At 45.5% G+C, this 17,950-nt stretch carries 18 protein-coding genes; 9 read left to right on the forward strand and 9 right to left on the reverse strand.

Translation table 11 applies throughout. The annotated features are described in order from the left end of the window. Positions 1-8: 8 nt before the first annotated feature. The 3 genes from L5M71_RS12950 (at position 9) to L5M71_RS12960 (ending at position 2,141) form a co-directional block, all read left to right on the forward strand. Positions 9-998 (forward strand): 2-hydroxyacid dehydrogenase, encoded by a 990-nt coding sequence (locus L5M71_RS12950; RefSeq protein WP_105250073.1) that lies wholly within the window; start codon positions 9-11, stop codon positions 996-998. A 68-nt stretch (positions 999-1,066) separates the two neighbouring features. Then, entirely contained in the window at positions 1,067-1,804 is a 738-nt protein-coding gene (locus L5M71_RS12955) for a dienelactone hydrolase family protein (RefSeq protein WP_263208191.1), read from the forward strand. Between the two features lie 49 nt (positions 1,805-1,853). Beyond that, positions 1,854-2,141: a hypothetical protein gene (locus L5M71_RS12960; protein ID WP_263208194.1), complete on the forward strand. Its 288-nt coding sequence runs from the start codon at positions 1,854-1,856 to the stop codon at positions 2,139-2,141. 136 nt (positions 2,142-2,277) lie between these two features. On the opposite strand, the gene L5M71_RS12965 is transcribed toward L5M71_RS12960, so the two are convergent. The 3 genes from L5M71_RS12965 to L5M71_RS12975 form a co-directional block, all read right to left on the reverse strand. After that, positions 2,278-2,739 (reverse strand): hypothetical protein, encoded by a 462-nt coding sequence (locus tag L5M71_RS12965; RefSeq protein WP_263163778.1) that lies wholly within the window; start codon positions 2,737-2,739, stop codon positions 2,278-2,280. A gap of 91 nt (positions 2,740-2,830) precedes the next feature. Further along, complete coding sequence (locus tag L5M71_RS12970; protein WP_263208197.1) at positions 2,831-3,274, reverse strand: hypothetical protein; 444 nt, start codon at positions 3,272-3,274, stop codon at positions 2,831-2,833. Positions 3,275-3,290: 16 nt separating this feature from the next. Then, positions 3,291-3,836: a mechanosensitive ion channel family protein gene (locus tag L5M71_RS12975; protein WP_006080363.1), complete on the reverse strand. Its 546-nt coding sequence runs from the start codon at positions 3,834-3,836 to the stop codon at positions 3,291-3,293. Between the two features lie 106 nt (positions 3,837-3,942). Here L5M71_RS12975 and L5M71_RS12980 point away from each other — a divergent pair, with 106 nt between their 5' ends. The 4 genes from L5M71_RS12980 (at position 3,943) to ahpF (ending at position 9,014) form a co-directional block, all read left to right on the forward strand. Beyond that, positions 3,943-4,686, forward strand: coding sequence for a spermidine synthase (locus L5M71_RS12980; protein ID WP_113939824.1), 744 nt, complete (start codon positions 3,943-3,945; stop codon positions 4,684-4,686). Positions 4,687-4,775: 89 nt separating this feature from the next. Beyond that, positions 4,776-6,311 carry a leucyl aminopeptidase gene (locus L5M71_RS12985; protein ID WP_263208201.1) on the forward strand — a complete coding sequence of 512 codons (1,536 nt, stop codon included), beginning with the start codon at positions 4,776-4,778 and terminating at the stop codon, positions 6,309-6,311. 399 nt (positions 6,312-6,710) lie between these two features. Further along, complete coding sequence (gene ahpC / locus L5M71_RS12990) at positions 6,711-7,280, forward strand: alkyl hydroperoxide reductase subunit C (RefSeq protein ID WP_105250080.1); 570 nt, start codon at positions 6,711-6,713, stop codon at positions 7,278-7,280. A gap of 162 nt (positions 7,281-7,442) precedes the next feature. Further along, on the forward strand, positions 7,443-9,014 hold the full coding sequence (ahpF, locus tag L5M71_RS12995) for an alkyl hydroperoxide reductase subunit F (protein ID WP_173246578.1): 1,572 nt from the start codon (positions 7,443-7,445) through the stop codon (positions 9,012-9,014). Positions 9,015-9,086: 72 nt separating this feature from the next. On the opposite strand, the gene L5M71_RS13000 is transcribed toward ahpF, so the two are convergent. The 6 genes from L5M71_RS13000 to brnQ form a co-directional block, all read right to left on the reverse strand. Then, entirely contained in the window at positions 9,087-9,527 is a 441-nt protein-coding gene (locus L5M71_RS13000) for a GNAT family N-acetyltransferase (RefSeq protein WP_263208203.1), read from the reverse strand. A 34-nt stretch (positions 9,528-9,561) separates the two neighbouring features. Then, positions 9,562-9,891: a hypothetical protein gene (locus tag L5M71_RS13005; RefSeq protein ID WP_113939820.1), complete on the reverse strand. Its 330-nt coding sequence runs from the start codon at positions 9,889-9,891 to the stop codon at positions 9,562-9,564. A 17-nt stretch (positions 9,892-9,908) separates the two neighbouring features. Continuing rightward, positions 9,909-11,633, reverse strand: a complete 1,725-nt coding sequence (recJ, locus tag L5M71_RS13010) for a single-stranded-DNA-specific exonuclease RecJ (RefSeq protein WP_263208205.1) — start codon at positions 11,631-11,633, stop codon at positions 9,909-9,911. A 94-nt stretch (positions 11,634-11,727) separates the two neighbouring features. Beyond that, on the reverse strand, positions 11,728-12,453 hold the full coding sequence (gene dsbC / locus L5M71_RS13015; protein WP_105250085.1) for a bifunctional protein-disulfide isomerase/oxidoreductase DsbC: 726 nt from the start codon (positions 12,451-12,453) through the stop codon (positions 11,728-11,730). A 140-nt stretch (positions 12,454-12,593) separates the two neighbouring features. After that, complete coding sequence (gene xerD / locus L5M71_RS13020; RefSeq protein ID WP_263172494.1) at positions 12,594-13,496, reverse strand: site-specific tyrosine recombinase XerD; 903 nt, start codon at positions 13,494-13,496, stop codon at positions 12,594-12,596. A gap of 120 nt (positions 13,497-13,616) precedes the next feature. After that, a complete protein-coding gene (gene brnQ, locus L5M71_RS13025) occupies positions 13,617-15,029 on the reverse strand; it encodes a branched-chain amino acid transport system II carrier protein (protein ID WP_168824874.1) in 1,413 nt (470 codons plus the stop codon). Positions 15,030-15,557: 528 nt separating this feature from the next. Here brnQ and L5M71_RS13030 point away from each other — a divergent pair. Together L5M71_RS13030 and srmB are read left to right on the forward strand one after the other, a co-directional pair. Continuing rightward, positions 15,558-16,274: a tRNA1(Val) (adenine(37)-N6)-methyltransferase gene (locus tag L5M71_RS13030; RefSeq protein WP_263208207.1), complete on the forward strand. Its 717-nt coding sequence runs from the start codon at positions 15,558-15,560 to the stop codon at positions 16,272-16,274. 236 nt (positions 16,275-16,510) lie between these two features. Beyond that, complete coding sequence (srmB, locus tag L5M71_RS13035) at positions 16,511-17,770, forward strand: ATP-dependent RNA helicase SrmB (protein WP_105250089.1); 1,260 nt, start codon at positions 16,511-16,513, stop codon at positions 17,768-17,770. Positions 17,771-17,950 lie beyond the last annotated feature (180 nt).

Here is a 17,950-nt window from a genome sequence, read left to right on the forward strand (position 1 = left end):
TGACTGAAATGAGAATTGGATTTTTTAGCGCAAAACATTACGACATGCAGCACTTTAACCGCACAAATGCTGCGTTTGGTGCACAAATTGAGTACTTCGATTATCGCCTCTGCATGCAAACAGTGAAGCTTGCTGAAGGTTTTGAAATTGTCTGTGCCTTCGTCAACGATTCACTCTGTGAAGAAGTTCTGGTCGAACTCGCTAAGGGTGGCACAAAAATTATCGCCATGCGCTGCGCTGGCTTTAACAACGTCGATTTAGTTGCCGCTAAACGCTTAGGCATGCAAGTCGTTAACGTACCAGCTTATTCTCCTGAATCCGTGGCCGAACATACAGTCGCACTGATGTTGACACTGAATCGAAAAATCCACAAAGCTTACCAACGCACCCGCGATGCCAACTTCTCCCTCGAAGGCTTAGTCGGCTTTAACATGTTCGGCAAAACCGTCGGCGTGATTGGTACAGGTAAAATCGGCGTAGCAACCATCAAGGTATTGCTCGGTTTTGGCTGTAAAGTCATTGCCTTCGATCCCTTTATCAATCCGGCTGTCATCGCGCTGAATGTTGAATATCAAGATCTCGACTCTATTTATGCCAACAGCGATATCATCAGCTTGCATTGCCCGTTGACCGCGGATAACCGTCACTTACTTAACCAAGCCAGCTTCGCCAAGATGAAACCCGGTGTCATGGTGATCAACACCAGCCGCGGTGGTTTACTCAATGCTTTCGACGCAATGGAAGCATTAAAACTGGGGCAAATCGGCTCGCTTGGGCTCGATGTATACGAAAACGAAAAGGGCCTGTTCTTCGAAGACAAATCGAATGAAATTATTCAAGACGATGTATTCCGTCGTTTATCAGCCTGCCATAACGTGATTTTCACGGGTCACCAAGCCTTCCTCACCGAAGAAGCCCTAGGCGCCATTGCCAAAACGACCTTGAGCAATATAAAAGCACTATGTGCCGGTGAACTCTCAGGTAACGAATTGTTTTAACTGACAGATAAAATCCTGACTGCTAAAGTGAGGCTTCAACGTTTGAAGCCTCATAGAGGAATATAAATATGTTAGTGACTCAGGAAATTCAGGATATCTCCACACCTTCAGGGCTAATGCGCACCTATATCTATCGCCCAGAAGCACAGGGAATATTCCCAAGTATCATCTTTTATTCCGAGATATTTCAGCAAACTGCGCCCATCGCCCGCACCGCCACTATTCTTGCTGGCCACGGTTTTGTGGTGTTAGTACCCGAAGTGTTCCATGAACTGAATCCTTTAGGCACAGTGCTGGCCTATGATGAATCAGGTAAAGATAAAGGTAACGCCGATAAATTTGCCAAACCCCTAGAACACCACGATAGCGATACCCAAGCCCTGATCGATTTTGCCACTCAACAAACTTACTGTAATGGCAAAGTTGGCTCTATGGGCGTGTGTATCGGTGGCCACTTAGCCTATCGCGCCGCACTCAACCCCGCTATTTTAGGTGCATTTTGCCTCTATCCAACCGACATTCATTCCAACACCCTACCCTGCGCTTACGGCAATGACTCATTGAGCCGCAGCGGTGATATTCAAGGGGAATTAGTGTTAGTGTTCGGCAAGCAAGATCCCCACGTATCAGCAGAAGGCTGTGTTCTAATCCACCAGCAATTAATGGCGCTGAACCGTAACTTCACTTGGCTTGAAGTCAACGCCCAACACGCCTTTATGCGTGATGAAGGCGAACGCTATGATCCCGCACTCGCACTGCAAATGTACCTGCAAGCGATAGCGTTTTTTCAAAGAATACTTCACTAGTTTATAAATTAAACATACAAAATATTAAATACTTAAGGAAAGAGTAAAAATGAAACCCTATAAAAATTTATTCTCAAAAAACTTAGCATTACTATTAGTGATTACCCGAGTAACAACCGTTGTTTCGTTATTAGCCGTCGTGCTTTCATTAATTGGCCTAGCGAGTCAGTTTTGGATGACACGTGGATTTAGCCTTAACTTTTGGTCGACAGTGGGCATAGCTACTCTTATCCCCTCTCTACAAGTGCTTTTGGGCTCTGGTATCATAGCTGCTATCATTGCATTTGAAGAATCCTACCGCCAAAAGTCTGAAGCCTTTATCGCCTCGTTAAAATAGCGTTTAGTGTTGCCAAAAATACACCTAACGATCTAACTTTTTAAAATCAAATGAATCACTAAAACCTTAACTAATATTATGGTTTTAGTGATTCATCCTTTCATATATTAAACTGCTAGTAAAAAGCAGATAATCACTATTCGGAATATATTTCATCGATAAAGCCATCTAAAACACCTATCTGCAAAAGGGGAAAACCTTTACCCCAAGAAATATCATATCCAATGGAAATGGCATTTGAACCTAGCTTACCAACACCAAGGCTGTATTCATTATTTGCATTAACTTCGATCAAGCATGGCAACAAAAATGTCCAAACATTGGATGAGGTGAGTTGGATTTCTGCAGGAACAATGTCTGAAGAGGTAAGAAAGTGAATAATCCTAGTGGTTGCATCTTTTCTAATCTGCTCGGCATTATTGATGAGTTTATCGAATGCCTCACATTGGGATACTGTTGGTCCCTCTTTTGTCCCCCAAATACGTATGAGAAAGCCATCCCCTAAATAAGGTATATCTAATTTCCTTTCCCAGATTTTTGATTGACCTTTTCCTGAAATATCACCAAAAGGAAAAATGGTTATTGACTTTGCAAACATACGAACTCCATATAACTAAGATTGCCAACCATGACCAGAACTATCAAGTTTATTCAAAATTATATACGCGTATTACTCTGACTGTTCTCAATTACAAAGCAGTCATTATCTCCTTTAATTTTCGTGAATATTTTTTGCTGCCTGGTACTCTTATTTTTTTAAGGTAATGTTCTAGTTCATCTTGCTTTTCAATTAAGAGGCAGAACTCAATAATATATATCACCAAGAAATTTTTATAAAAAGGCAGTGTTTCGATAACATCATCATTGCTCTCTTGCTCATCTGGTGCATCAATAAAAGTATCAATTTTTTTATCGAAGAAACGAGTAAATAGTGTCATGTTCGATGACACTATCTTCTCCATCTCTAAAATAGAAAACTCGGCGGCGTTTATTTTTTGTGCATCATAGGCTAATAACACTTTAGGTAGATCACATTCATTCACATTTACTTTGCTATTCTTTTTTGCATAGACGAGTAATGAACTATAAAGTTCAGTATCAATCAATTTGCCAACATCTTCTTCAATGACCATGTATCTATATCCTTTGTTACTCAGGATCAAACTTCTTTTTGCCTTCGAGTAAGGCCTGACGTTCAGCTAAGGGGGTTTGATCGGCCAGCTTTAACACTGCCTTTTGCAGCATGAGGTTATTAGGATAAGTAATGGTATCGCCATTGTCGCGGTGAATAAGCACATGGAATAAAGCGATTTCGATGATCACGCCGCTAATATCTTCATCCTTATCAACCACCCGAATGCGCTCGCCGATACGGTAGGGAAACACGAAAAAGATCAGCACGCCAGCAGTTAAATTACTCAATATCGACCATTGAGCAACCAATGCAACGCCCATCACCGCAAAGGCAGATGACACAAATAGCGACACATCCTGATAGCCCAGTCCGAGCGAGACCGCCATCAAGGACAGAGTAATAAAAAACATCACATAGGAAATAAAACGGGTCACTAAACTGGTCCGTGCAACACTCACTTGCTTCATTTGCGCGAGTTTTCTAACCCAATGGGTTAAGGCGCGCTGTAAAAAGAGAAACACTGCAAGATAAATACAGGCAAGCAGGATTTGATTTGTCATAATAGCGGCTCAATTAACTAAAACTGTCTGAATTCTAACTTTTTTGCGCGAGCAGTTATAGCCCGTGCAAACAAGCCAAACAGCTAAACCGAGTAATTAATCCAATATGGCCGATTCGACCCTCTTACATGAAACCCAAGACGCACTAGGCCCGATTCGTGTAATCGATTACGACGACTCACGGATCCTGTCCTTTGGCGATAACGATGAGCAGAGTAAGATCCTCAAGGCGGCGCCCCATATTCCCCAGCACACTTATGTGCAAGCCATGTTGTTGGTTTTACTGTTTTGTAAGCCCAAGAGCGCTATTGTTTTAGGTTTAGGCGGCGGCTCGATTATTCACTCACTGCGCAATTTCGACGCGGCAATAAAGTTAACAGCGGTGGAATTACGCCCCGCGGTGATTGAGTTAGCTAAGCGCTATTTTCAGCTGCCGATAGGTAAAAAGCTCAATCTTATCAATGATGATGCTATTGCCTTTTTAGCTGCTGGCGATCATAAAAAAGTGGATGTAATTTTTGCCGATATTTATACAGCCAAAGGCGTTGAAACAGGGCAGCTTTCGCCAATATTCCTTGAGCAGTGCACTAACCTCATCAAACCCAATGGGTATTTAGTGCTGAACTGCTGGAAAGAACATAGCCAAAATCGCGAGTTGTTAGCCGACTTACAACAACACTTTGCCCATGTGAACGCTTGTCTCACAGGCGGCGGTAATTGGGTGATTTTTGCGAGCCAATCGCCACAGCTTTTAGGCACCTCGGCCCTTAAAAGTAGTGCTCAATCTTTATCGCAACAATTGGGTTTTGCCCTTGATCGATCATTGACACGCTTTGGGCCTTGGATTTAATACTAATATCAGCAAAATAGCGTAAATTAGTTAACCCTAAGGCTGAGCTTTGATATTCTTCTCACACTTCCATGATATGAGCTGTCACCATGAAAAATAATAATAAATTGATGTTAAGCGTTATGGCTCTGGCGTGCCTTAACTCTCTCAATGCTAACGCCGAAAGTTTTAGTTTTGACACTCGTAGCTCACTGAATTCAGATACATTAGTGCTATTCCAAAGTGCTGATTCTACTACCTATGGGATCGACTTTTTACCTCAGTCGACCCAAGATCAATTAAACCTAGCAACGGCGGATAATATTTTTTCCGGCAAACGGGGGGAAATCCTCGAGATTTTGGTACCCAGCGAAATTGATGCTAAACGGGTCTTACTGGTCGGCATTGGCGATGCAAAAAACTTAACGCCCGGCGACATTAATACCATCGGCGGCAATGTTGCGGCCAAACTCGATACGGTTCCCCAAGCCACAGTGCGTGTACTCACCCAAGGCTTAACTGCCGCGCCGCTATTTGCCTCTGAGCTTGCCCACGGAATTGAACTACGCAGTTATCGTTATACTCAGTTCAAAGCGAGCCCCCGTGCCGAGAAGAATTACCAAATCGCTGTCGATGATTTAAGTCGCAACCAAAAACACCATAAAAATCTGCAAGCGGTTGAAGCAGGTGTGTTTTTAGCGCGCGATCTGACAAACGCACCTGCAGACATTATGTATCCCGACAGCTTTGCTAACGAAGCCAGAAAACTCAAATCCCTCGGCGTTAAAGTCACGGTATTAGAAGCCAAAGATATCGAACGTCTACAACTGGGCGCCTTAGCTGCTGTAGGTAAAGGCAGCGAGCGCCCACCTAAGTTAGTGGTCGCCCATTGGCCTGGTAGCAAAGACGCGCCAATCGCACTGGTCGGTAAAGGCATCACCTTCGACTCGGGTGGTTACAATATTAAGGCGACAGGTACTTCAATCGCGCGGATGAAGTCAGATATGGCAGGTGCAGCCACAGTGCTTGGCACTATAAAAGCTATGGCGATTCAAAAAGCGCCTGTCAACGTAGTGGCGATTATGCCCATGGCGGAGAACATGGTATCGGGTCATGCAATGATCCCTGGTGATGTGATTAAAACCGCCCAAGGTCTCACCGTTGAAGTGCTCAATACCGACGCCGAAGGTCGCCTAGTGCTGGCCGATGGCCTCTGGTATGCCAGAGAAAATTATAAGCCATCTGTGATTATCGATGTTGCGACACTGACTGGCTCAAAAGTGAGTGCATTAGGCAATGTTTACGCAGGCTTGTTTACCGATTCTGAGCCTTTAGTGCAGCAGCTAACTTATGCAGGTCAACAGGTTGGCGAAAAGGTCTGGCGCTTACCGTTAGATCAAACCTATGCGGATGAGCTTAAATCCACTATCGCGGATCTCACAAACACAGGTAAAGAAGGCAGCGCGGGGGCTTCCTCTGCGGCCATGTTCTTAAAACGCTTTGCGGGCGAACAGCCTTGGGCACATCTCGATATCGCAGGTAATGCCTTAACCGCCACTGATACCGCTGTTGTGCCTGCGGGCGCAACAGGTTACGGCGTGCGCTTACTCAGCACTTGGTTAACTCAACCCAAAGCACAGAACTAGAAACTAGAAACTAGAACCTAGAACCTAGAACCTCAGTATCTTGTTTTAATTGTATTTACACTTTAAGGGATATCATTGATATCCCTTTTTTATGCTCGAAATTTATCTTATCTCAATCACCAAAGACCAAAGACCAAAGACCAAAGACCAAAGACCAAAGACCAAAGACCAGCAGGCTAAACCCAAACTACACCCAGTCACGCCAAACCCGCAGCAGTCGCAGAAAAACCGATTGAGTCCGACCTAATCGCATCGTCATTCGACTAAACCGATTAAGATAATAGTTTTTATCCGTTATCTTAATTTTAATCGAGTCGGTAATATGCTTCACATCGACAGGACGCAAGCAAATGTCCTCGTTATGAACTTAAGCCATCATCAACTAAATGGAAGCATAAAATGACTCAATCAATTATCAACAGCACAATCAAACCATTCAAAGCCACTGCATTCCACAATGGTGAGTTCGTTCCAGTAACTGAACAAGACCTGTTAGGTAAATGGTCTGTTGTCTTCTTCTACCCAGCAGATTTTACCTTTGTTTGCCCAACTGAATTAGGCGACATGGCTGATCACTACGAAAAACTGCAAGGAATGGGTGTTGAAGTTTACTCAGTATCAACTGACACTCACTTCACTCACAAAGCATGGCATGACACGTCAGACACCATCAAGAAGATCAACTTCCCAATGCTGGCTGACCCAACAGGCACTATCAGCCGTAACTTCGGCGTGATGATTGAAGAAGACGGTTTAGCACTACGTGGTACTTTCGTGATTAACCCAGAAGGCCAAATCAAGGTCAGCGAAGTTCACGATTTAGGCATCGGCCGTAGCGCTCAAGAGCTAGTTCGTAAAATTCAAGCAGCTCAATATGTTGCTACTCACGATGGCGAAGTTTGCCCAGCTAAATGGCAACCAGGTGACGAAACATTAGCACCGTCTTTAGACCTAGTTGGCAAAATCTAATTTAGCCTGCAAAGCGTCAACCCCGCCAGTCTAGCGTCCCAAGCTGATTGGCGTTACAGCCGACACAGTTGTAGCGCCACGCAGCAAAGGATTAAGCCCGCCCCTGCAAGGGCCTAGACTGGCCCCCTCTTTCTCCCTTTTAAGCGATTTTGGAGTCATCACATGTTAGATGCGAATTTAAAAAATCAACTGCAAACCTATCTGCAAAACCTCAAGAGACCAGTTGAACTTGTCGTGTCTGCAGATGAAAGTAGAAAGTCTCAAGAATTAAAAAGCTTAGCGCAAGACATTGTCAGCCTATCTTCTCTGGTGAGCCTGAAAGAAGTTCAGGGCGAACGCATCCCAGCGATGACAGTGATTAACCCAGAGCTTAATACGCAAATCAGCTTTGCTGGTCTGCCTATGGGTCACGAATTTACCTCACTCGTGCTGGCATTACTGCACACGGGTGGACACCCAATCAAACTCAGCGATGATATTATTGAGCAGATCCGCAATCTGCCAGGCAAATATGCCTTTGAAACTTACGTCTCACTGACCTGCCAAAACTGCCCAGACGTAGTACAGGCACTGAACATGATGGCGGCTATTAACCCGAATATCACCAACGTGATGATCGACGGTGCCCTGTTCCAAGAAGAAGTAACCAGCAAAAACATTATGGCTGTGCCTTCTGTCTACTTAAATGGCGAAGTGTTTGCAGCCGGCCGTATCAGCATTGGCGAGATCCTCAATAAACTGGATACCAATGCCGCAAGCCGTAAGGCCGATGAAATTAATGAAAAAGCGCCATTCGAAGTCTTAGTCGTTGGCGGTGGCCCAGCCGGCGCAGCAGCAGCCATTTATGCAGCACGTAAAGGACTTCGCACCGGTATTGTTGCCGACAAGTTTGGCGGACAAGTCGCTGAAACCGTCGGTATCGAGAATTTTATTTCGGTCAAAGCGACCGAAGGTCCAAAACTAGTAGCAAACCTTGAAGCCCATGTAAGAGACTACGAAGTCGACATCATGGACAACCAAAAAGCTGTGTCGTTAGGCACCGATGGCTTGTTCGAGCTTGAACTGGCAAGCGGCGCGAAATTACGTAGCCGTACCGTATTGTTAGCCACAGGTGCCCGCTGGCGTGAAATGAACGTCCCCGGCGAGAAAGAATACCGCGGCAAAGGCGTCGCATACTGCCCACATTGTGATGGCCCGTTATTTAAGGGCAAGCGTGTGGCGGTGATCGGCGGCGGTAACTCAGGTATCGAAGCGGCTATCGATCTTGCGAACATAGTAGAACATGTGACTGTGCTGGAATTTGATAAAACCCTGCGCGCCGACGATGTACTGCAACGTAAAGCGGCTTCTATGGGTAACATTAAAATCATTACCCAAGCCATGACCACTGAAGTGACTGGCGATGGTACTCGGGTTAATGGCCTGAACTACACTGACAGAGCCACTGGCGAGAGTCACCATGTCGCACTTGCAGGTATCTTTGTGCAGATTGGGCTAGTACCGAATGCGGAATGGTTGAAGGGCACGATCGATTTAACCCCAAGGGGCGAGATCATAGTCGATGAGCGCGGACAAACCTCAGTCCCAGGTATTTTTGCCGCAGGTGATGTCACTAACTCACCCTTCAAGCAAATTATCATTGCCATGGGCAGCGGCGCGACCGCATCACTGGGCGCATTTGATTACTTAATTCGCCACAGCGATGAAGAGACCGCCGCGACCAAAGCCGCTTAAGGCTTAACTCATCAACAGACATCAAAGCTAACGCAAAAAAATAGCCAGCATTTGCTGGCTATTTTTTTGATGTTAACTAAGGCATTGATAAGGCTTAGCAGGCCTAATTTGCATGAGCATTTCAGGGGTATCGACCGCTTTAAATCCAAACTGGGCGTAGAGTCCATGGGCATCGCGGGTGGCTAACATTATCCGTCTTAAACCTTGTAATTCAGGATGTTCAAGAATCGCTGTTATCATCAACTTACTTAAACCTAAGCCGCGGTGCGACTCAAGTACAAACACATCGGCAAGATAGGCAAAAGTGGCTTTATCTGTGATTAAGCGGCCAAAAGCCACTTGTTGATTGTCCTTATCAAATACCCCAAAACACAGGCTATTGGCTAACGCTTTTTGTAGCAGCGCCTTTGGCATGCCCTGCGCCCAATAGCTATTACTAATAAAGCCATGAATAACCTCAAGATTCATTTCAGCTTGCTCTGTACTGACTCTGTATCCTGTTTCCTGCTGCATTTTCCTTTCTCCGAAATTTTCCGTTAACGTCAGTTCAGGTGTTATTGGCACTCATAAATATCATAAATGCCATCGCTAATAACACCACTTTAGCTAACGAATACAAAGCCCCCGCTAAAGTGCCACCGCCATGATAACTAAAAGCTAAGTGGCGATTGATTTCATACTTAAAGGATTTAGCTAAATAACGGTAAGCGAGAAAGTAAAACAAGGAGGCTGCGGGCCAAATCCCCATAAGTAGCATTTGCCCCTGAGCCTTAGTGGTGAGTAAAGTTGAGATAAACGGAATGCTTAAGCAGACAACATATATCCAAGCAAAACGCTTAAGTAGCTGGCGGATTTTTTTATCGGATAATGATTTCAACTTCACTCCTTGTCATCTTACATAGCTTCGATTTGCTCAACCATAAGTTGCAGCGAAAAATTGCCGCGATACTCATTCACATCGAGTTTATACACAACACGAGCATGATTAATCGTCGCATCTGGCCAAGTGTGCAAATCCACATTAAAGGCAATGGCATCGAGCATCACAGTGCCGCATTGGGTTTCGAGTACGAGCTTAAGGTGGCGCTCACCGACAAGACGTTGTTGCACTATCGTAAAGTAACCATCGAATAACGGCTCTTCGAAAGCTTGTCCCCAAGGTCCCGCATTACGCAGTAACTGAGCCATTTCAAGATTCAACTCTGCTGGAGTGAGTTCGCCATCGGACCAAAGCTCGCCCGTTAACAACTCAGGTTTAAGCTGCTCACGCACCGCATTATCATAGGCTTTAGCAAATGTAGCAAAACTGCCCGCTTTGAGCGATAAACCCGCCGCCATTGCATGACCACCAAATTTAATAATCAGTCCAGGATGGCGAGTGTTCACTAACTCCAATAAGTCGCGCATATGCAAGCCTTTGATCGAACGCGCCGAGCCTTTAATTTCACCATTACCCGCATCGGCAAAGGCAATCACGGGTCTATGGTATTTGTCTTTAATGCGCGAGGCCAAAATCCCGATCACGCCTTGATGCCAATCCTCTTGAAATAAGGCGATCCCCCAAGGTAACTCGGCTTCGTTAAGCTTTAAGTGCTCTAGGCTTTTTAAGGCTTCCTGCTGCATGCCGACCTCCAGCTCACGGCGTTCTTGATTCAATCCGTCAAGCTCTGCCGCCATGCGCCGCGCATACATCATGTCTTCGCAGAGTAAGGTTTCAACCCCAAGTGCCATTTCATCCAGCCTGCCTGCAGCATTAAGCCTTGGGCCCACGGCAAAACCAAAGTCAGATGCGACAATGCGCGCCGGATTTCGCTTCGCCACTTCAAGCAACGCAGTAATCCCCACACGGCAACGCCCGGCTCGCACGCGCTGTAAACCTGCTTCAACCAAAATACGATTATTGGCATCGAGTGACACCACATCGGCAACGGTGCCAAGGGCAACGATATCGAGCAGTGTCCCTAGATTAGGCTCAGCAATACCGCGCGTTTGATACCAGTTTCGCGTTCGCAGTTCAGCCCTTAATGCTGTCATCAAATAAAAGGCGACACCGACACCCGCTATCGATTTGCTGGCAAATGGACAGCCCGGTTGGTTAGGGTTCACTATCGCATCGGCAGCGGGTAACTCATGTCCGGGTAAATGATGGTCAGTAATCACCACTTGCATGCCAAAGGCTTTGGCCGCCGCAACGCCGTCAATCGATGAAATACCGTTATCGACAGTGATCAGCATTTCAGCCTGTTTAGACGCCGCAACCGTAACAATTTCAGGGCTTAAGCCGTAACCATAATCGAAGCGATTGGGGATCAAATAATCCACTTTCACCGCGCCCATCATCCGCAGCGCCAACATACACACACTGGTCGATGTGGCGCCGTCCGCGTCAAAGTCACCCACGATCAGAATCGACTTATTCGTCTGCATTGCATCGGCGATAAGCGCCGCGGCTTCGGGCAACCCTTTCATGGTTTCAGGTCTTAATAGACCCTTAAGGACAAGCTCGCATTCGTGGGTTAGCGCACCACGGCGGGCGTAAAGTTGTTTCAATAGCGGCGAAAGATGAGCGGGTAAATGGCTATCATCAACGGTTGGGCGACGGACTATCTTATGGATCAAGGGACTCAAACTCTCATGAAATCGTGGCAATAAGATAACAAAAAGGTGAGCCTTAAGCTCACCTTTCGTGGGATAAATTTTACATTTTAGACTGTTACTGACGTGCCTCTAAGGTGCGTAATAAGTCTTCAGGCGGTTGATAACCAGGGATCATATTGCCATCTTCTAATACGATTGCAGGCGTACCATTAACACCAAAGGTTGTGCCTAACGCATATTGCTCAGCAATTTTAGCATCACATGTTGCCGCGGCAACTTTGCTGCCCGCTTTAGCATCAGTCATGGCTTTTAATGGATCTTTAGCACACCAGATAGCTTGCATCTCGTCGGCATTAGCTGACGGCACACCCGCGCGCGGGAAGGCTAAGTAACGCACTGTAATACCAAGTTTATTGTAGTCAGACATTTGGCTATGCAGTTTACGGCAATAACCACAGCTAACATCGGTAAATACAGTGACCACATGTTTTTCGTTTTTCGCTTTATATACAAGCATATTCTCTTCAAGCGGCTTCATCATTTCTAAACGCGGACCCGCTAATGCGGCTTCGGTTAAGTTTTTCATGCCCTTATCGATATCATACACACTACCGTGGAATAGTTTTGAACCATCACGGCTAATATAGAGCACGCCGCGGTTGGTCATGGCTTGATACAAGCCCTCAATTGGTGAGTCCTGCATAGAAATGACTTCAACATCTAACATCTCACCGAGTTTTTGCTTAATCGCAGCGGTATCGGGAGACGTCGCAGTTGCAGCGCTGGCAAGTGGTGCAACTAGGAGGGCAAAAACTAAGGATAATGCTGGGGTCAACTTCATGGGACATCCTATAAATTGTGTCACTACAACGAGATATTGGGGCCGTTCTAACTCGAGATATTCAATAGACCCTGTATAGGGGCAAAAAGTTACAGACAAGCCGCGCGGAAAGCAAATTTATGCTGTAACTAAATCCTTTTTTAGCCTCTAGGATGATGCTGTTGATGCAATTCCTGCAATCTTGCCCGTGCGACATGGGTATAAATCTGCGTGGTCGACAAGTCGCTGTGACCTAATAACAGTTGGACAACCCGCAGATCGGCACCGTGATTGAGCAAATGAGTGGCAAAAGCATGGCGTAAAGTGTGCGGTGATAATGCAGTTTCAATCCCCGCACGCAGAGCATAAAGTTTAATCCGATGCCAAAAAGTTTGCCGTGTCATCATCTGCCCGCGTTTCGACGGAAATACCACATCGGATTGTTTATTACCGAGCAACTCTTGGCGAGCAAATTTCATGTAGCCCTCCACTTCGGTAATAGCCAATTCCCCCAGCGGCACAAGACGCTCTTTGCCACCCTTGCCCACAATACGTACTAAGCCTTGGCGCAAACTCATTTGTTCCATGGTCAAGCCGACAAGTTCACTCACCCTGAGGCCAGTTGCATACAAAAGCTCTAGCATTGCCTTGTCACGGCATTCGACAGCATCATCTACATTGGGCTCAGACAGTAAACGGTCAACCTGCGACTCACTCAGAGAATCCGGCAAATGGCGCGTTAACTTAGGTGACTCTACTAAGGCCATAGGATCGGCTGAAATCTGCTTGGTCTGCACCAGATAAGTATAGAAACGCCGTAAGCTGCTGAGCAACCGAGCGCTACTGGTACGCGCAAAATCCTGCTCAACTCTAAAGGCCAGATATGCCCTAACATCGGTCTGAGAAACCGCGAGTAACGTCACGCCTTGCTGACCTTGATAACGATCAAAATGGCGTAGATCGGTACGATAGGCCGATAGCGTGTTATCACTCAGTCCTTTGCTTGACCAAAGATCATCAAGAAAAGCATCGATAAGTGGATCTGGCATATAGGTTTTAGGCACAAATACTCCATAAAAAAACGGCGTAATCAAATGATACGCCGTTGATATTAATTTAAATATGTCTAAGCCTGCATAAGCTTAACTGAGTTAAGCATAAAGACGAGAACTAGAATGCAAAGCCTAGGCTGCAGCCGTTTGACCACGGCCACGACCGAATACTAAACACAGTGCAATCGTCGCAATGGTCGGCAATAACCAAGCCATACCTTCTTCATAGAGTGGCAGCTTAGATAACACTGGAGACATAACATTCACTATATGGATAAAAACCTGTGCTAAGCCATTCATGGCTTGACCATCAGCGTCAGTCAAACTTTTCGCTGCCACTTTAAGACCATCGAAGATGCCGAAAAACAGTGCCACGCTCAGTACTGCACGATGTGCAAACTGTGGATTCGCAAAATAAGCGGTCAGGAAAGTCACAACCACAAGAGCAATAGCCACAGGATAAATCGTCATTAATACGGGAATACTAATAGCAATCAACTGACTTAGGCCCACGTTCGCAATCACAGCGCATATCAAGCTTAAAAAGATCACGAGGAAACGGTAAGACAGTTTAGGCATCAGCTCATTAAAGAACTCAGAACACGCACTCACCAGTCCAACCGCAGTGGTCAAACAAGCTAAAGTCACGACTGATGACAACAAGACTGAGCCTAGCTCCCCAAACTCGCGGGTCACGTAATTTGTTAATATTTCGCCGCCATTTTTAGTGCCGATAGCGATGTCGCCGGCGGTTGCACCTAAAAAGAACAAGGACACATACACAAAAGTTAAACCAGCGGCGGCGATAAAGGCTGCACGGATTAGATACTTAGTTTGATCACTGGGTTGGTCAATGCCCTTTTTACGCAGGATATCAATAATCAACATACCAAACATCAAGGATGCTAACGTATCCATAGTGTTATAGCCTTCCAAAATACCTTTGGTCAGCGGATGCTGTTGGTAATCCCCCACAGCTTGGCCTACTTCGGATGCAGGTAAAAACAGCACTGAAACGGCTAATCCGACCAATAAAATCAATAAAATAGGCGTTAATACTTTACCTACGCTATCGAGCAACTTACCAGGGAAAAGCGCCAGCAACATAGTGACAGCGAAGAAACCTAATGTGTATAGCAGTTGCGTCAGGTTTAATTCTAAACTGCCCAGCAAAAACGTTGCCGTGGTGTCATCGATAAATGGCTTAGCGCCAATCTCGTAAGCCACTAATCCCGTACGCGGCGCAGCAAAAGCAGGGCCGATAATAATGTAAATCGCGACTGCCAATGTCGTTGCTGCAAATACTGGCAGCATAGCCATAACCTTACCTTGAGCCTTAGCGACGGCAATCAGTCCAACTAAAGGTAAACCTACGGCGGTAATCAAAAAACCCAACATGGCGAGGGGCATATTTTCGCCCGCTAACATACCCGCGAATGGTGGAAAAATTAGGTTTCCCGCACCTAAAAAGAACGCAAAGGTCATAAAACCTAAGCCTAATGTATCTCCGATACTCATCTGATTGTCTTGCACTGGAAGCCCCATCTTGTCTTATTGTTTTTTTACAAACTTAAGTGATTATGTGTCGATTAGCCATAGCTAAAACAAAGCCCATCCGGAGTGCAAATCTATGTTTACACAATTCCGTGGTAAATATGTTCGATATCTGCCGAGTTTATAAACGATGGCGAACGTTTATGTAGCCTAACTGACGACTAATTCACCAACAAACTCGTTTACCTATCCGTTAATCTTAAAAGTGATTAAAAATGGGGGCGAAACTAATACCAGACTTAAAGCATCAATACAAGACAACAAGTCCGTTCAGGCAAAAAAAACGAAATAATGCTAATTAACTGCTAATAAAAGGTTTCTAAGGCAATAAATTAAAGCGTTAATTAAGTGAAATCAGTATCACCACGTAAAATAGTAAATGATTTGGCGACACAAATTCATACAGCTAGGACAGATACGACTGTTTAAAAACATTAGCTAAAAATGAGGGCTAGAATTAGAATATTGCGCGCCCAATATTGGGCCTAAATCACTTTAGAACGGCAAAATTAACTCCCCATGGCATTCACTTTTAAACAATTTCATATCGATGACATGAATTGCGGCATGGCCGTAGGCACAGACAGCGTCGTCCTTGGGGCATGGGCACAACTGACCACCGCGAAATCAATCTTAGATATAGGCGCAGGCAGCGGCTTACTCAGTTTAATGGCCGCTCAGCGCAGTCAAGCACATATCACCAGTGTCGAATTAGACACCAATGCCGCCCACGCTTGCCAACATAACTTCCACAATAGTCCTTGGGCTAATCGACTGACCTTAGTCAATAGCAGCATCCAAGACTTTTGCCAACAAACTGAGTATCAAGGGTATTTTGAACACATAATTTGTAATCCCCCCTATTTTGAGCAAGGCACGCAAGCGATACAATCCCAGCGCGCTATGGCCCGTCACACAGATAGCTTAAGCTTTACCGCACTACTCGATGCCATTCATGTGTGCCTAGCACCACAAGGAAAAGCAAGCCTCATATTACCAATGCAGAGTATGGTGCGTTTCGACGAAATATTAACGCACTCTCAGCTCAATTTGATTGAAATAACCAACCTTATCAGCATTGTAGGGAAAAGCGCTAATCGAGTGCTCTGCGTACTCGCCCACAAGGCTCATCCGCCAATTGCTCCAAAGCTCAGTGATATCACTATTCGTGAACGTTCTGGCCAATACACACAAACCATGGTGCAATTGATCCAAGATTTTTACCTTAAATACTGATATCGAGTCCAATCCTGACACATTAAGTAAAGCTAGCTAAGTTTGGCAAATTTAACGAAAGGTCCAATTTCCCACAAATTAAATGCTAATACATTGACCTAAAAGTAATTAGCTTATGCCGATTACCATAAAACTTTACTGACACAGAAGATAAACACAGGAGATCTAGATAAGTTATTTAAGTTAACCGCCATAACCTTTATAATGCTTCGCTATTATCCGTCGAGACGCTGCGCATGCAATTTGAAGATTTCCAGCTTGACCCTAGCTTATTAGAGTCGCTTAATGCCATGGGGCATCATTCACCCACTACGATTCAGCAAGAAACGATTCCTTACGCCCTAGAGCAAAGAGATATTCTTGCGCGCGCCCCGACAGGAACAGGCAAAACAGCGAGCTTTTTACTGCCATCGCTACAACATTTGATCGACTTTCCCCGTCGTTTTGCGGGACAAGCAAGGGTGCTAATCCTCACGCCAACCCGTGAGTTAGCCAGCCAAATCCACCGTTATGCGAGTCACCTAGCCACAGGCCAAGGTTTAGATATTGCTATCGTTACTGGTGGCGTTCCTTATGGACCACAAGAAGAAGCCTTAGCAGGCAACGTCGATATTCTGGTCGCGACCCCAGGCCGCCTGATGGAATATTTAGACAAAGGCAATTTCAACGCCCAAGAAGTCGATATCTTAATTATCGACGAAGCCGATCGCATGTTAGACATGGGCTTCTCTTCTGTGGTGCAAGCCATTGCTATTGAGGCCCAAGGCCGCAAACAGAACATGCTGTTCTCTGCCACCTTAGAAGGCGGCGGTGTACAACGTTTTGCCCGTGAAGTGTTAAACGACCCGATTGAAATCGATGTTGAAGCCCCTCGCAGTGAAAAAGCCAAGATCCACCAATGGATCCACTTAGCCGATGATAAAGAGCATAAATTTGCGCTGTTGTGTCATCTGCTACGCCAAGAAGATGTCAAACGGACTATCGTATTTGTGAAAACCCGCGACATCGTTTCTAGCCTAGAAGGCCAGTTACTTAAAGTCGGTATTCCCTGCGCCTTTATGCGTGGCGATATGGAACAGAAGAAACGCTTCCAAGCCTTGAGTCGCTTTACTAAAGGTGAAGTCAATGTCCTGTTGGCGACCGATGTGGCTGCACGCGGTATCGATATCGACGATATCACTCATGTGATCAACTTCGATATGCCACGTTCTGCCGACACTTATATCCACCGCATTGGCCGTACTGGCCGCGCTGGCGCAAAAGGTACCGCGATTTCGCTTGCCGAAGCCCACGACATGCGTATCGTTGGTAAAATCGAGCGTTATATCGAGCAACCGTTGAAACGCCGCGTGATCGAAGAGCTGCGTCCAAAGAATAAAGAAGCGCGCACACCGGGTAAGAAAAAAGCCAAAGTGAAAGCGAAAGAAGCTGCGAAGAAAACGAGCAAGAAAGAAGCGGCAAAGAAAGCGAGTAAAATCGCCCGTAAGAAAAAGTAACACCCGCTTAAATTCACCAAACTAAAGCCGCTATATGCGGCTTTTTTATTACCAAAATATAACTTACGTGGGTGATTTTACTAAAAATATCCTGCTATGTTTAATTATATAGAATGAAATGCGGCGGTTTTAGAGCGGTTAACCCCAATGCGAATTCATTCTTATTTCAATATATTCCAA

This window comes from Shewanella sp. SW1, from assembly GCF_025653545.1.
In the GTDB taxonomy this organism is placed as follows: Bacteria; Pseudomonadota; Gammaproteobacteria; order Enterobacterales; family Shewanellaceae; genus Shewanella; species Shewanella oncorhynchi.

Coding starts and splice junctions, on each gene's coding strand:
- L5M71_RS13000 (WP_263208203.1), bottom strand. CDS start 9,527: ATGCAGCAGGAAACAGGATACAGAGTCAGTACAGAGCAAGCTGAAATG.
- L5M71_RS12965 (WP_263163778.1), bottom strand. CDS start 2,739: ATGTTTGCAAAGTCAATAACCATTTTTCCTTTTGGTGATATTTCAGGA.
- L5M71_RS12975 (WP_006080363.1), bottom strand. CDS start 3,836: ATGACAAATCAAATCCTGCTTGCCTGTATTTATCTTGCAGTGTTTCTC.
- srmB (WP_105250089.1), top strand. CDS start 16,511: ATGCAATTTGAAGATTTCCAGCTTGACCCTAGCTTATTAGAGTCGCTT.
- L5M71_RS12955 (WP_263208191.1), top strand. CDS start 1,067: ATGTTAGTGACTCAGGAAATTCAGGATATCTCCACACCTTCAGGGCTA.
- L5M71_RS12980 (WP_113939824.1), top strand. CDS start 3,943: ATGGCCGATTCGACCCTCTTACATGAAACCCAAGACGCACTAGGCCCG.
- L5M71_RS12970 (WP_263208197.1), bottom strand. CDS start 3,274: ATGGTCATTGAAGAAGATGTTGGCAAATTGATTGATACTGAACTTTAT.
- brnQ (WP_168824874.1), bottom strand. CDS start 15,029: ATGGGGCTTCCAGTGCAAGACAATCAGATGAGTATCGGAGATACATTA.
- ahpF (WP_173246578.1), top strand. CDS start 7,443: ATGTTAGATGCGAATTTAAAAAATCAACTGCAAACCTATCTGCAAAAC.
- L5M71_RS12985 (WP_263208201.1), top strand. CDS start 4,776: ATGAAAAATAATAATAAATTGATGTTAAGCGTTATGGCTCTGGCGTGC.
- L5M71_RS13030 (WP_263208207.1), top strand. CDS start 15,558: ATGGCATTCACTTTTAAACAATTTCATATCGATGACATGAATTGCGGC.
- L5M71_RS12950 (WP_105250073.1), top strand. CDS start 9: ATGAGAATTGGATTTTTTAGCGCAAAACATTACGACATGCAGCACTTT.
- L5M71_RS12960 (WP_263208194.1), top strand. CDS start 1,854: ATGAAACCCTATAAAAATTTATTCTCAAAAAACTTAGCATTACTATTA.
- ahpC (WP_105250080.1), top strand. CDS start 6,711: ATGACTCAATCAATTATCAACAGCACAATCAAACCATTCAAAGCCACT.
- dsbC (WP_105250085.1), bottom strand. CDS start 12,453: ATGAAGTTGACCCCAGCATTATCCTTAGTTTTTGCCCTCCTAGTTGCA.